This is a genomic window from Aurantibacter crassamenti (assembly GCF_016811105.1).
In the GTDB taxonomy this organism is placed as follows: Bacteria; Bacteroidota; Bacteroidia; order Flavobacteriales; family Flavobacteriaceae; genus Aurantibacter_A; species Aurantibacter_A crassamenti.
This window is the reverse complement of sequence record NZ_JAFBGM010000001.1, coordinates 840,586-854,449: the sequence shown is the minus strand read 5'-3', so window position 1 is coordinate 854,449 and position 13,864 is coordinate 840,586. Positions and strand designations below refer to the sequence as shown.

Sequence of the window (13,864 nt, the reverse complement as noted above, 5' to 3'; positions counted from 1 at the left end):
TCATTTTTGTTTCGGATGGTTATCACTTAAAAGTAAACAAAAATTCAGGGTATCCAAAAAATGTAAAAATCCCTTTATCACTATTTATTCCTCAATGGAAATCGGTATTTCCGCAAAAATTTAAATGAGGTTTAAGCAATTCTCACAATAGTCCTAAGAAAATTTTAAGCTAAAGATAACCGGCCATTTAAAGAACTTACTCGTCAATTAAGTCAAGAAATGCTCCGCCGGTCCAACCTATAGGTTCTTCAATGGCATGATTACGAACAGCTTTTCCTTTAACCAATGCTTTGGTACCCGTAGCACCTTGCCATTGTACGTTTTTAATTTGCAAGCCTTTTACATCATCAACAATAATAGGAAACCTTACATCTGGCATTTCTGTACCTAGGTTTAAATTGTCAATAGAAATACCTTCTGCATGTCTAATATATAATGAATGACTTGGCAGGTTGCCATACGTTATTGCATGCGGATAGCCTTTTTCGTCTTCTTCAACAGCAGTATTAAAGTCTCCCATTTTAAGCCCGCCTTTTGAGAACAATTGAATATTACTCAATGTAATATTTTTAATAGGGTAACCTTCAAGTCCGGTAATAGAAGAACCCCATGTACCAGCATCATAAGCAACAACATTGCTAATTGAAATGTTTTTCACTTCACCAACATTGTTAACTACTGCACCTGGAGTGTGAGGTCGGGCTCTATTGCCTAATCGAATATAAATTGGAGATTCAGTACCATGAATGGTTAAATTGTTTACTGAAAAACCTTCTAAGGTTCCGCCATCAACAATCATAAGTGAAAGTCCTGAAACGCCAATTCGCGGAGTATCCCAAATAGGCTTGCCTTTTTCTAATGAAGGCTTAACTACACAATTGCTTATTGATACATTTTTAAAACCACCTGTGGTTTCGGTTCCTGCTTTTATTGCATTGCAAAAGCTACTTACTACACAATTTGTAATAACAATATCTTCACAAGCAGCTGCACCTGTACTTTTTAAGACTATACCATCATCATCTGAATCAATTATACTATTTGAGAGTACCACACGACGGCACCCGTCTATATCAATTCCATCGTTATTTCGACTTCCATGGCTATACACATAGATGTTTGTAATGAAGAGGTCTTCACAATCTAAATAATGTTGATTCCAAATAGCAGCATTGAGCATACGTAAACCTTCTACTTTTATATTCTTGCATGAAATTAAAAGTATATTTCTTGGTCTTCCGTCAATATCTCCAGCATATGGATTGGGCATAGGCGTATGTAGCGGCCCTTGCCCATTTATAGTTCCGTTACCCGTTAATGCAATATTTTCTTGACCTTCTGCATAAATCAATGCATTAAAACCACCAAGTTGATCTTTGTGTGATCTGTATTTTGGCATAGGCTGTAAAGGAAAATCTGCTACATTAGTACTTGACAATAAAACAGAATTATGTTCAAAATGCAGTTCTACATTGCTTTTTAATAAAATGGTACCCGATTTAAAAAGTCCTGACGGAATGATTACTTTTCCGCCGCCATTTGCCACACAAGCATCAATAGCTTTTTGAATATATTTTGTGTTCAAGACTTCACCGTCACCAATTGCGCCATAATCAGTTATATAGAAAATTCCCTTTTGCTTCGAGCAATCGATTTCTGCGTAGACATTACTAGAGGTTAAAGCAAAGAATAATATAAAAAAGCTAAAGTGTATGAATTTCATAATATGGATTAATATAAAAATTGAAAAGTACAGTAAATTGAAAGAAAGGCAAAGTATTTTAGTGTAAGATGAGGTTGAAATGATTTCTTTTCAAAATAGTATCTTAGGGTATTATTTTATTCAACTTTCTTCTATTAAAAATCAACGCACAATGTATTCTAAAATAACAATACTCATAATTCTAATTTTTAGTTTAAAAGGCTTTTCGCAAGAATTAAAGCAAGATCAAGATGGGTGGAAATCTATGTTTAATGGGGAAAATCTTGATGGCTGGACCACAAAAATTCAACATTATGATGTTGGAGATAATTATGGTGATACTTTTCGTGCTGAAGATAATATGATAAAAGTACGGTATGATAAGTATGAAGGTGATTTTAATGATCGATATGGTCATTTGTATTTTGACCAACCTTATTCCTATTTTCATTTATCATTAGAATATAGAATTGTTGGTGAATTACACCCTGGTTCGGCAAGTTATACTATCAAAAATAGTGGCCTTATGTTTCATTCACAAGACCCTAGAACAATGCTTAAAGAACAAGATTGGCCTATTTCTGTAGAAATGCAGTTTTTAGCAGGGGTTGAAGAAGGTGTAGAGCGCCCAACTGGTAATATGTGTTCACCGGGCACCGATATTGTTTATGAAGGTAAAATAGACGAGAGGCACTGTGTACCATCTAGTTCTAAAACTTATTTTGGTGATCAATGGGTTAAAGCAGAATTGATTGTGTATGGTGATTCTTTAGTGAAGCATATCATCAATGGCAATGAGGTTTTACGTTATACAAAACCACAAATAGGAGGTGGGGTTGCAAATCGATATGACCCAGAAATTAAAATTGATGGTAAGTTGTTATCAGAAGGCTTTATTGCTTTACAGAGTGAGTCGCAACCAATTGACTTTAAGAATATCAAAATTAAAGACCTCAAAGGTTGTATGGATCCGAAAGCGAAAAACTATGAAAAGTATTTTGTGAAAGCGGATAATTCTGCATGTACGTATTAACAATCTTGATACATTTTCACAAAATAACCTTCGGTCATGTTTTAATGGATAGTTAATCTAATTTATAAGTCTTCAGGGTATTTACCTGCAGTTGTCCACCCGCCATCAACAGGAATTGTCTGTCCGTTTATATGTGACGCATCATCTGAAAGCAAGAATAAGCAAGTTTTTGCTATGTCTTCTGGTGTGCCCACTCTTCCGTTAGGATTTAATTGTCCCCACATACCAGAATAATCTGGTTGCTCATCAGCGGTACGTTCGGTTAGGGTTGCACCTGGTGCTACCACATTTAAATTAATAGAATGCTCGCCTAATTCATAAGCCAAGTTAACAGCCATCATACGTAGCGCAGCTTTGGTCATCGCATAAGCGGTTAAATTTTTATATGCTCTAATACCGACTTGAGAAGATATTAGAACAACTTTACCTCCAGATTTTTGTTTTATCATTTCTTTGGCTGCTCGTTGTACTAAAAAATAAGCTCCGTGTAGATTGAGTTGCAGTGTTTTTTGAAAACCTTCGGTACTAGTTTCTAAAAAGCTACCAAAAATAGTAATGGCCGCGTTGGGAATTACAAAATCAACCTTTCCGAATTGTTCAATTGTAAAAGCGACCAAATTGTTTATAGTGGTTATATCACCAGAATCACCATGAAAAGAAAGGCAACTTCCGTCATATAAAACATCTAGTTTAGTGGCGGCTCTTTTTGATTTTTCTTCATCAACATCGTTTAAAACTACGTTTGCACCGGCTTTAAGCAGCAATTCAACTATTGCGTAGCCAATACCTTCACCTGCGCCCGTGATAATAGCTACTTTATTTTTTATTCCTGAGTATTGCATTAAAAGTAATTTATTGGTGTGCCTTTAACTTTTGTTTGGTATGTAAATAATCCTCCGCTGAGCGGAAATTTTTTCAATTGGCTTTCACTGAGACCGCTTCTTGCCGTAGTAATATATAAGGTTTTTAGATCTGGGCCACCAAAACAACAGGAAGTTACATGAGGAGCGTCAACATCAATTTTTAAAAGTATTTCACCAGTCTTCGGATTCCATCTGCGAATACAATTACCGCCCCAATGCGCTACCCAAAGCATGCCTTCTTCATCAATACTCATACCATCAGGACTTCCGAATTCTTCTGGAACGTTTATGACAGTTTTTTCATTTGTAATCGTATTGTTTTCTATATTGAAATCAAATGTTTGAAACTTAAAAGAAGGACTGTCAATATAGTACAAAGTTTTATTATCAGATGACCATGCCAAGCCATTGGACACTGAGGTATTCGGAATCTTTTTTGTTACTTCAAAATTTTGCGAAATGTGATAAAAATTGCCAGCGTTAGGCGCACAGTTTTTATCCATAGTGCCTACCCAAAAATTACCTTTCGGTCCAACTTTTCCATCGTTAAAACGAATGTTTGGATTTGAATTTTCTAATACGCCATGTTTTGTTAATTCTTTGGATCCAGGGTCAAAAGAAGCCAAACCTTTTTCCATAGCTAATAATAACTGTCCGTTTTTCTTCGGAACTGCAGCGCCTATCATTTCTTTAAATACCCAATGGTTTATTTTTTCTGTGGATGGATTGTATTGATGCAGTTTGTACCCTTCAATATCTACCCAATAGAGTAATAGTTTTTGAAAATCCCAGACAGGCCCTTCGCCCAGCACGGATTTTGTATCCAATAATAATTTTGCTTTTTGACCCAGAATTTCCGCCATTGAATTCAAATATATTGAATCAGGAAGTTACGGATTTTTTGTTTCTGCCTAAGTAATTGGAAGGTGAAAATTGGTTGAATAACAGCTTACATTTGTTCATTAATAAATTGAATAGCCTTTTCTAGTATTTCATCTTTTCCTGCAATGACACCGTCTATTGTTGGTTTCACTTCAATATCAATTTTAACTCCTTTTCGTTGCGTTTCTGTACCATCAGGGTAAAATATTCCTACTCCACTGAATTGTGTCTTGTACCCTCCCACCATGTTGAAAATTGACACATTGCCATCTGCGCCTGAAGTTTGACGACCGATTGTAGTAACATCATCACCAACTTGTAGACACATCGCCGTAAATTCTTTTTGACTTTGACAATTTTCATCTACTAGTAAAATCACTTTTCCGGTATATTTTAATTTATTATCACCGATTGGAAGTGCCTCAGTCCAATTATATCTTCCCGGATAATTTAAATCCATTTCTAATGCTTTATAAAAAGCTCTTTTTTGGGAGGTAATATACTTTGCAATATAATAAGGTGTGAATGATGTTGTTTTTCTAATATCAAAAATTATAGCTGTAGTATTTTTTAAAGCTTCCATTACTTTAGAAACTTCTTTAAGCTCAACTTTTCCAATATCGACATAACCAATATTTCCTTCTAGTACTTTATACTTTTCTGATTCCACTTTTGCTTTGTAATTGAAGTCTTTGTACAAATATCTTTTTACGGATTTCGTCACAATTTTACCATCTCTGACAACCTCAATACTAAAAGAATCAGTTGGGCCGTTTAGAATATAGTAACTGGCATTTAATTTTTTTCTAGAATTATTTGAAGCCATTATATAGTTTTCTTCCTCTTGAAAAATTGTTTTAATGGTTTTGTTATCTGCTTTTGTTATTATATCACCAATTTTTAAGTCGTTTAATTTAGCCAATGAATCATTAAATATGCCTGTAACTACAGCTTTGTTATTTATTAGTTTGAATTTTACAGGAAGATAATAATGACCAAAATGTAAATATGTTTTATTTGTATTAAGTCTAACATGGCCGTCATTGATATTAGCAGCTAATTCAACCATGCTAAGATGAAAATCCGTTTCTGATTTTGGGTATAAGAACTTCGGAATCATTTTATGTAAAACAGTATCCCAATTTGCATCTGTTTGATATTTATACGGAAAAAAATATTCAACCATGTTCCAATAGCGGAATAAGGAGAGTAACCTTAAATTTTCATCTTCCCAATCAAAATCTTTATAATCAATCTCATTGGTAAAATCTGCAATTTTGAGTTTATTGCTATAATACGCTACATACTTTTTTTTTCCTTGATGCCTGTTACCCTCTATATATTTAAGTTTCTTAGAAAGCTCAGATGTGAATAATTGATTATTCATCCAGCTTAAATCAAAGTTCTTGTCAAAATATTTATCAGCGTTTTTTTGGTCACATTTCTTACACTTTTTTACTTCGCCCAAACCATCAATCCAATTTAAAAACACTTGTGATAGTTCGTCAGTATTTGTCGCTGATTTTACTTTTGGTAGTATTATAAATAATTGTTTGTCCCAATCATAACCTCCATTCGCTACCTGAGGATGGTAGTATTTTAAAAAACCCCAAATTTTAGACGTCGTAGCAAGTTTTTCAGTTTCAGAAAGCTGTTTTTGAGCAAAAATGGAATGAGAGAAAATAATTGTAAATACTAAAAAAAGTAGAAATTTTTTCATGTCTTTTAGATGAAAGTGTTTTATCAAAAAAACATATATATAATTTTAAAGATGTTAAATATTAGGTAATTGGGAAATATTTAATCATTTGATTTGTGGGTAATATGTCTCTAACAACCAGTTCTTCAACTAATTTTAAATGGTGACACTCTTAGTAGAAAACACCAAGATTATTTGTTGTCTTTACAAGGAATACTAATGACACAAAAAAATACAACACCCCTTAAGCCAAGGGTCGATTTTGTTTTCTAACATGTTTTTCCAAGAGGCAATATTTGTACGACTATAGGCGGGCACTGTAATCTAAGCCCCAATTATTTTAAAATACCTTTATATTTAGCTGAATCTGCTAAAAGTGTAGTAGCTACTAAAATTGCCTGGTCATTTTTAAGATAGTAATCATAAAGGCCATCTCGGTAAAAATAGCGTCTCACAATTTCATCTTCAAGCTTTTTTTGAATCTCCTTTTGATGTAAGCCAAGGGCAGTTATTTTTCCTTGTTGAATTTGTGAAAGTAATTTACTGTAGTCATCTTTTAAAGCATTTCCAAAAATTGCTTCATCATCGGTTAATGCTTCTTTTAAAGATTTTTCTGTGTCTGTTTCAAAAGAGAAGTTACTGGTATTAACAAAGCTTTTAAAGTTGTTATAATCAGCATCGGAAAATTTAAAATCAGCTACATTTTGAAATTGATTTTTATAATAGAAATCTGTAGCATAATCGAAAATCACTAGGTTGTTCATTAAAGCTTTGGTCATATCATTCGCCTTTACCGCAGCAATTTCTAGATCAGGTAAAACACCACCGCCATCTTGTACACTTCGGCCGTTTCTAGTTTTAAAATTCTTAAATTTTGTATTCTTTGTTGCGTGACCCTCTTCATCGCGATTCCAATAATCTAATGATTGAATGCACCTGCCGGAAGGAGTAAAATAGCGAGAAATAGTAACCTTAAGCTGTGTGCCATACGTTAATTTCATAGGCCTTTGCACAAGACCTTTTCCAAAACTTCGCGCTCCTAAAACCACTGCGCGGTCTAAATCTTGCAAACTTCCTGATACAATTTCACTTGCTGATGCACTGCTACCATCAATGAGTACTACAACCGGAATTTCTGTATCTGTAGGCTTGTTTTTAGTTTTGTATTGCTGATTGAATTTCTTGACTTTTGATTTGGTAGTAACTATTAATTCCCCTTTTGGAACAAATAAATTGGTGACGTTTATTGCTTCGGTTAATAACCCACCTGGGTTTCCTCTCAAATCTAAAATTATTCGCTCTGCACCCTGTCCTTTTAAATCAAGTAGCGCTGCTTTTGTTTGTGAAGAAGCTTTTGAATTAAATTTTGCTAAAACAATGTAACCGGTTTTATCATCGGCCATTTTGTAGTATGGCACAGCATCAATTTCAATTGCCGCTCTTGTAACTGTTGTAGTTTGCGTTTTTCCTTGTCGTTCATAGGTTACATCAACCGAAGTATTGTTTGCGCCCTTTAATAATTCACTAGCGTTGTCATCAAAGTCAGAAACAACAATATTACCTATTTTAGTCACTACATCACCTGCTTTTAGACCCGCCTTGTCAGCAGGCGAATCTTTGTAGGGCTCAATTATTAATAATCGATCATCATATGATCGAACCAATGCCCCAATGCCTGAATATTCTCCAGCATTATTTATTCTATAAGATTCAACGTCTTGTTCATTTAAAAACTTGGTATAAGGATCTAGCTCATTTAACATGTTTTTTATTGCTGTATCCATCAACTCGCCAGGGTTGGTTTCATCAACATAATTCATGTTTAGCTCTTTGAATAGGGTAGTGAAAATTTCTATTTGCTTTGCAATTTCAAAAAAATCACTTTTTATAAAACCACTGCCAACCACAAAAAATGTAATCGCCAATAGCGGAATAAAAACACTTTTTCTTGCTAGTTTATTCATCCTTTGTTTCCTTAATAAATTTTTTGAGTATCGCTTGAATATTCTGATCTACGGATTGATAATCAGGCATTTCTTTTCCAAGGTATAAAAATAGAAACGCAAAGTTGCCTTTACTATTGTTAAAAAGTTGAGGTTTGTTAAGACGATAGCTTTCACGAAGCAATCTTTTAATACGATTGCGTTTTACTGCGCTTTTAAAGCTTTTTTTCGGTACAGTAACACCTACTTGATAAGGTACTTTTTCCGTTACCTCAGATTGTAAATAAATGAGCTTAACATTTCTTACCCTAATAGACCGACCCTCAATGAAAAGACGGTCAATTATTTTCCGACTTTTCAGTTTTTCCTTTTTTGGAAAAGAAACATCTATTCCTTGTGATTCTTCTTGTGAAGCGGAAGTAGATTGGGTATCCATGACAATATTTGTTGTTAGTTTTCTAAGAACACCTTGTTAAGGTGTTTCGGCCTGCCAAACATTATTGGTAGCATCAATATCTGCCATAAGTTGAGAGGGGTCAATAACTATTGCTTTAATATTTTCAAGTGGCTTGTTAATTTCAAAAGTATATGATGGGTTTGCCCAAGTTATATCATGAAGAACAGTTCGTTTCATTTGTGAATACGGATTCTCTTTTTCACCACGCATCATGCGCAGTGGTGCATAAAAGGTTTCTTGTGAACCGTCATTATAAACAACCAGAACATCTAAAGGCATCGGTATTTGGCCAATTCTATGAATGTTAATTTTTGTATTTCCGCCTTCTGCACTTACCTCATTAATAGCGTAGTCAATAGTATTTGTGGTCTGTGTCCAATCTGTTAAGTACCAATCTAATTCTATACCAGAGACCTTTTCTGCTGTTCTCTTAATATCATTAGGTATAGGATGCTTAAATTTAAAATCTTCGTAATATTTTTTAATCGTTTGCATTAGCTTGTCTTGCCCAATAATATACCCTAACTGCGATAGAAAAATTGCCCCTTTACTATAGGCAGCTATACTATAAGGCATATTTTCATCGTAACGATCAGAGTGTGTGCTTTGTGGTTGTTCTTTTCCTGATTTTACTAAATAGTAATAGTTATTGTATGAGCTTTCGAATGGATTGTCTTTATTCTGTTCTCTGATTTCATTACTGCATAAAGAAGAAATGAATGTAGTAAACCCTTCATCCATCCATTCGTGTTTAGACTCATTGGTAGCTAGAATTTGCTGAAACCAAGAGTGTGCTAACTCATGTATCATTGTTCCGATAACACTTCCAGGTTTTTCACCCCCAGTTATAAGAGTTGCCATTGCATATTCCATTCCACCGTCACCACCTTGAATAACCGAATATTGCTCATAAGGGTATTTGCCAATATTCTTGTTGAAAAAGTTCATAGCCTTTTCAGTTAAAGGCTGTACGTTTTTCCAAGTGTTTTGAAACTTTTCATCGTTTTTGTATAAAAAGTGAAGTGTCGGTCCATTAGGCATTTGCAGCACATCATGTACATATTCTGGATCTGCTGCCCACATAAAATCATGTACCATAGGTGCTTTAAAATGCCATGTTAATGTTTTGCCGCGTTGCTTTTTAATTTTACTACCTGGTGTTTCATATCCGTGTCCGATTTCTTGAGGATTTTGTAGATACCCAGTACCGCCAACTGTATAGCTTTTATCAATAGTTAATTTAACATCAAAGTTACCCCACACACCATGAAATTCCCTTGCGATATAAGGGTCTGCATGCCAGCCTTCAAAGTCGTATTCAGCTAATTTTGGATACCATTGACTCATGGAAAGCGCAACCCCATCTTTATTATTTCTACCAGCTCTACGCACCTGAACAGGAACTTGACCATTGAAAGTCATGTCAAATGTTGTTTTTCCACCAGGTGGAATAGGTTTTGCCAACTCAACAACAAGAATGGTTTCTTCTTCATTAAAAGTAACAGTAACGCCATCTTGGGTTAATGACTTTACATGTAAATACCCAATTTCACTTTCAGTAAGGGCGGCTATTCTACTTTTCTTGTCTTCAGTTACCATTCTTCCATCAGGATCGGCAATGTTTTGAAGACGCATATCCATTTCGCTTCCTGGTTGAAAAGCATTGAAAAATAAATGATAATAAACTCTTTTTAATTCGTCACTAGAATTATTGGTGTACACCAATTTCTGTGTTCCTGAATATTGGAAAGTTTTAACATCTATATCAACATCCATTGTATAGTCAACTTCTTGTTGCCAATATGTTGTGTTCTGAGCATTTATATAATTGCAAAAAGTCAATAATACAAATGTAAATGCCGAAATTTTTAATGTTTTATACTGCATGGTATTTTATAATCTAATTTTTCCTTCTGAAACACCTTTTGCCATTATAAGGGCGTTGTAAGCGTTTGCTATTTTACCTGAGGTAGAAATATCTTCCATTTTACCTGTTTTAGACGTGTCTCCGCCCAGAATTAATTTTGTATTTGGAGCAAGACCAGAATCTAGAATAATATGCTTCACTTGAGAAGCGGTTAATTTTGGATATTGTGAACGAATTAAGGCAGCAACCCCCGCAACAGCTGGCGCAGCCATTGAAGTTCCATCTTGGTATTCATATTTGTTATTTGGCATAGTAGAATAGATTTGACCACCTGGGGCAAATATATCTACATTTATATTGCCATAATTTGAGAATGATGCTAACATTTCTGCCCCATATTTAGAAGTTAAAGCACCTACGGTAATTACGTTGTCTGCAATTTCTGGACCATTATTAACTTGGTCATTTGGAAAGTTGGGCTCATTAGGGTCGTCAAGATTTACACCATCATTACCTGCTGCATGTACGAAAAGAACATCTTTTGAAGCAGCATATTTAATAGCATCATACACCCATTCTGCATTTGGCGAAAAACTTTTTCCGAAACTACCATTAATAACTTTAGCACCGTTGTCAACGGCATAGCGAATTCCTAAAGCAATATCTTTATCATATTCATCACCATTCGGTACTGCACGTATGCTCATTATTGCAACATTGTTTGCAACGCCATTAACCCCTTTGCCATTATTACGTTCTGCACCAATTATACCCGCAACGTGAGTTCCATGACTTTCGTCTTCAACTCTATTTTGTGGATTTCCATTTCCGTAATTGGTGTCATTTATATCATACGGATTGTCACCTACTACTTTTCTACCATCAAAATCTACATTGCAATGATAATTTGCCTGATCGGTGAAATGATTAATTGACTCTTCTAGCATTTTCATGAAATCAGTAGGGCTATCAGCAATTGAAAAAGCATGGGCCAGTAAAGCTTTATTTTGCTGCATTGCTTCATCAGTAGCCTTAATCGCTGATAGTTCTTTCTTGGTATAATCGTTTTTTCCTAGGTGTTTTTTAACAGCGGTGTCTGAATTTTTAACTGCCTGTAAAAATTGTTCAAATTGCTGTATGCTTTCTACGGCCTTGGCATATTTACTTTCTACTTCTGTTTTAGCCTTCGCTTGCAGAGCGGCATCTCCTAGTTTTAATTTTACAATACGTGTTGCTTCTAATTGCTGATTGTATGATTCTCCTAAAAAGTTGTAGCCATGAACGTCATCAATATAACCGTTTTTGTCATTGTCAATACCATCGCCAGCACGCTCGCCTTTATTTGTCCAGAGTACATCATCTAAATCTTCATGCTTTAAATCCATTCCTGCATCAAGAACAGCAACAATAACTTTTTGACCTTTTTTAGAACCAATTAGTTCTTTATAAGCCTTGTCAACACTCATGCCGGGTATAGTGTCACTAACTAAATCTAAATGAACCCAATTCTTTTTTTCGGTATCTGTTAAGTCAGTAATTTTAATAGGGGTAGTATCAATACTTTCAATGGGGGTTGATACTAATGTAGTTGCGCCACAACTTGCAAATAATGTTGCTGCTAAAAACCCAATGGCAGGTTTGTAGAAATATTTAGTCATTAAAATATAATTGGTTAATGAATCCTGTTATAAAAAGCACCTGAATTAAGTGCATCAAATGATTCGAAGCACCCTCTGTCAGCCATGGTTACATAACATGTTTTACCGTCAGAACCACCAAAGGTAATGTTTGAGGGCTTTTTTCCTTTTAATTGTACTTCTTTTAAGATTTTTTTAGCAGACGAGACGATAAGCACAGTGCCTTTTCCATAGCGGGTAATGTATAGGTTTCCCTGTGAATCACAACGCATTCCGTCCATACCAAAGTCATTAAAAGACATAAACTCTTGTTTATTTGAAATGGTGCCGTCTGCATTGATATCATATTCCCAAATTTTTAGCTGTACTGATTCATTGGCATATAGCTTTTTACCATCCGGACTCACTTCAATACCGTTTACCGTTCCCATATTTTCTTCTAAAAGGATAATTTCTTTGGATGCGTTTACCATCCAAATTCTGCCTGTACTTTCAGCCCAATTGGGGTCGCTAAGGTAAATAGTGCCATTAGGGGCCATTGCTAAATCATTAGGTTGACTCATTTCAGCATTGTGTGCCCAAACGGAAACTTCTTTACTTCCTTTTTTTACATATAACACATTATGCCCTTTGTAGTCTGCAATGAACATATTACCACTTTTATCAAATCGTATTCCGTTTCCGACACTGCCTTCCGGAAGATTTGCAAAAATGCTACCAACACCCTTGGAATCAACAATTCCTATAGTACCCTCTTCTTGAAAATTAACGGCATAAAGATTTCCATTCGCATCCACTGCAGGACCTTCAATGCCTTTTGTAAAAGAAAACTCAGGTGTAAAATCACTACTTTGAATACTTTGTGCTTTACAAGAAATCACAATACTCAAAAACAAAAAACTTATCGGTATTTTAATTAAATAGTTCATCGAATGTAAATATTTTATCAAGCCTAGGGCCTTTTTCAGTGGCCTGCAAGGTACAAATTTCATTATGAGCATCATGTTCAAAGAATAAATAGAAATTGTTTTCTATGGCATTATTTAGAAAACGTTCTTTCTCAACCATGGTCAATAAGGGTCGTGTATCATACCCTGTTAAATAGGGTACCGGAATATGGCCAACTGTAGGAACTAAATCTGCGGCAAACACCAAGGTTTTACCTTTATAATTTATATGTGGTAACATTTGTTTTTCTGTGTGACCATCAGCAAATAATATATCAAAACCAAGTTCTGAATTCTTTAAAAACATTGTTTCGCCTCGGTCAATAAATTTTAATTGTTCGCTTTCTTCCATTGGTAATAGATTTTCTTTTAAGAAGGAAGCCTTTTCTCGAGGATTGGGATGTATTGCCCATTGCCAATGATTTGTGTCTGTCCAGAATGTGGCATTTTTAAACGCAGGTTCATAACCAGTTCTGTCTTTATTCCACTGAATACTACCACCACAATGATCAAAATGGAGGTGAGTCATAAAAACATCGGTAATATCATCTCTATGAAAACCATGTTTTTTTAAGGAAGCATCTAAAGAATGACCTCCCCATTGAAAGTAATAACTAAAAAATTTATCTGATTGTTTCTCACCGGCTCCGTTATCAATAAGAATAAGTTTATTACCATCTTCTATCAACAGGCAGCGGGTGGCAATATCAATCATGTTGTTGGCATCTGCCGGATTTGTTCTATTCCAAATTGCTTTTGGAACTACACCAAACATAGCGCCACCGTCTAATTTAAAATTACCGGCCTCAATAGTATATAATTGCATTCTGTAAA

At 34.9% G+C, this 13,864-nt stretch carries 11 protein-coding genes; 1 reads left to right on the top strand and 10 read right to left on the bottom strand.

Features of this window, described 5'->3' with window-relative positions; genetic code table 11:
• Positions 1-196: 196 nt before the first annotated feature.
• Positions 197-1,723, bottom strand: coding sequence for a glycoside hydrolase family 28 protein (locus tag JQC67_RS03520; protein WP_203251483.1), 1,527 nt, complete (start codon positions 1,721-1,723; stop codon positions 197-199).
• 151 nt (positions 1,724-1,874) lie between these two features.
• Between JQC67_RS03520 and JQC67_RS03515 the strand changes: the two genes are divergently transcribed.
• On the top strand, positions 1,875-2,735 hold the full coding sequence (locus JQC67_RS03515; protein ID WP_203251482.1) for a 3-keto-disaccharide hydrolase: 861 nt from the start codon (positions 1,875-1,877) through the stop codon (positions 2,733-2,735).
• 62 nt (positions 2,736-2,797) lie between these two features.
• Here the strand turns inward: JQC67_RS03515 and JQC67_RS03510 are convergent, their stop codons facing one another.
• The 9 genes from JQC67_RS03510 to JQC67_RS03470 all read right to left on the bottom strand — a co-directional run bounded on the left by JQC67_RS03510 (position 2,798) and on the right by JQC67_RS03470 (position 13,856).
• Positions 2,798-3,577 carry an SDR family NAD(P)-dependent oxidoreductase gene (locus JQC67_RS03510; protein WP_203251481.1) on the bottom strand — a complete coding sequence of 260 codons (780 nt, stop codon included), beginning with the start codon at positions 3,575-3,577 and terminating at the stop codon, positions 2,798-2,800.
• Positions 3,577-4,461, bottom strand: coding sequence for an SMP-30/gluconolactonase/LRE family protein (locus tag JQC67_RS03505; protein WP_203251480.1), 885 nt, complete (start codon positions 4,459-4,461; stop codon positions 3,577-3,579). Before JQC67_RS03505 ends, JQC67_RS03510 begins: the two co-directional genes overlap by 1 nt.
• A gap of 86 nt (positions 4,462-4,547) precedes the next feature.
• On the bottom strand, positions 4,548-6,200 hold the full coding sequence (locus tag JQC67_RS03500; protein ID WP_203251479.1) for a S41 family peptidase: 1,653 nt from the start codon (positions 6,198-6,200) through the stop codon (positions 4,548-4,550).
• 314 nt (positions 6,201-6,514) lie between these two features.
• Complete coding sequence (locus tag JQC67_RS03495) at positions 6,515-8,143, bottom strand: S41 family peptidase (protein WP_203251478.1); 1,629 nt, start codon at positions 8,141-8,143, stop codon at positions 6,515-6,517.
• Positions 8,136-8,558, bottom strand: a complete 423-nt coding sequence (gene rnpA / locus JQC67_RS03490) for a ribonuclease P protein component (protein ID WP_203251477.1) — start codon at positions 8,556-8,558, stop codon at positions 8,136-8,138. The genes JQC67_RS03495 and rnpA overlap by 8 nt, the downstream gene beginning before the upstream one ends.
• A 36-nt stretch (positions 8,559-8,594) precedes the next feature.
• Positions 8,595-10,466, bottom strand: coding sequence for a M1 family metallopeptidase (locus JQC67_RS03485; RefSeq protein WP_203251476.1), 1,872 nt, complete (start codon positions 10,464-10,466; stop codon positions 8,595-8,597).
• Between the two features lie 6 nt (positions 10,467-10,472).
• The gene (locus tag JQC67_RS03480) at positions 10,473-12,104 is read right to left on the bottom strand and encodes a S8 family peptidase (protein ID WP_203251475.1); all 1,632 of its coding nucleotides are present in this window, start codon (positions 12,102-12,104) and stop codon (positions 10,473-10,475) included.
• Positions 12,105-12,118: 14 nt separating this feature from the next.
• Positions 12,119-13,012, bottom strand: coding sequence for an SMP-30/gluconolactonase/LRE family protein (locus tag JQC67_RS03475; RefSeq protein WP_203251474.1), 894 nt, complete (start codon positions 13,010-13,012; stop codon positions 12,119-12,121).
• Positions 12,996-13,856 carry an MBL fold metallo-hydrolase gene (locus JQC67_RS03470; protein WP_203251473.1) on the bottom strand — a complete coding sequence of 287 codons (861 nt, stop codon included), beginning with the start codon at positions 13,854-13,856 and terminating at the stop codon, positions 12,996-12,998. Before JQC67_RS03470 ends, JQC67_RS03475 begins: the two co-directional genes overlap by 17 nt.
• Between the last annotated feature and the right edge of the window lie 8 nt (positions 13,857-13,864).

Coding starts and splice junctions, on each gene's coding strand:
- JQC67_RS03520 (WP_203251483.1), bottom strand. CDS start 1,723: ATGAAATTCATACACTTTAGCTTTTTTATATTATTCTTTGCTTTAACC.
- JQC67_RS03515 (WP_203251482.1), top strand. CDS start 1,875: ATGTATTCTAAAATAACAATACTCATAATTCTAATTTTTAGTTTAAAA.
- JQC67_RS03510 (WP_203251481.1), bottom strand. CDS start 3,577: ATGCAATACTCAGGAATAAAAAATAAAGTAGCTATTATCACGGGCGCA.
- JQC67_RS03505 (WP_203251480.1), bottom strand. CDS start 4,461: ATGGCGGAAATTCTGGGTCAAAAAGCAAAATTATTATTGGATACAAAA.
- JQC67_RS03500 (WP_203251479.1), bottom strand. CDS start 6,200: ATGAAAAAATTTCTACTTTTTTTAGTATTTACAATTATTTTCTCTCAT.
- JQC67_RS03495 (WP_203251478.1), bottom strand. CDS start 8,143: ATGAATAAACTAGCAAGAAAAAGTGTTTTTATTCCGCTATTGGCGATT.
- rnpA (WP_203251477.1), bottom strand. CDS start 8,558: ATGGATACCCAATCTACTTCCGCTTCACAAGAAGAATCACAAGGAATA.
- JQC67_RS03485 (WP_203251476.1), bottom strand. CDS start 10,466: ATGCAGTATAAAACATTAAAAATTTCGGCATTTACATTTGTATTATTG.
- JQC67_RS03480 (WP_203251475.1), bottom strand. CDS start 12,104: ATGACTAAATATTTCTACAAACCTGCCATTGGGTTTTTAGCAGCAACA.
- JQC67_RS03475 (WP_203251474.1), bottom strand. CDS start 13,012: ATGAACTATTTAATTAAAATACCGATAAGTTTTTTGTTTTTGAGTATT.
- JQC67_RS03470 (WP_203251473.1), bottom strand. CDS start 13,856: ATGCAATTATATACTATTGAGGCCGGTAATTTTAAATTAGACGGTGGC.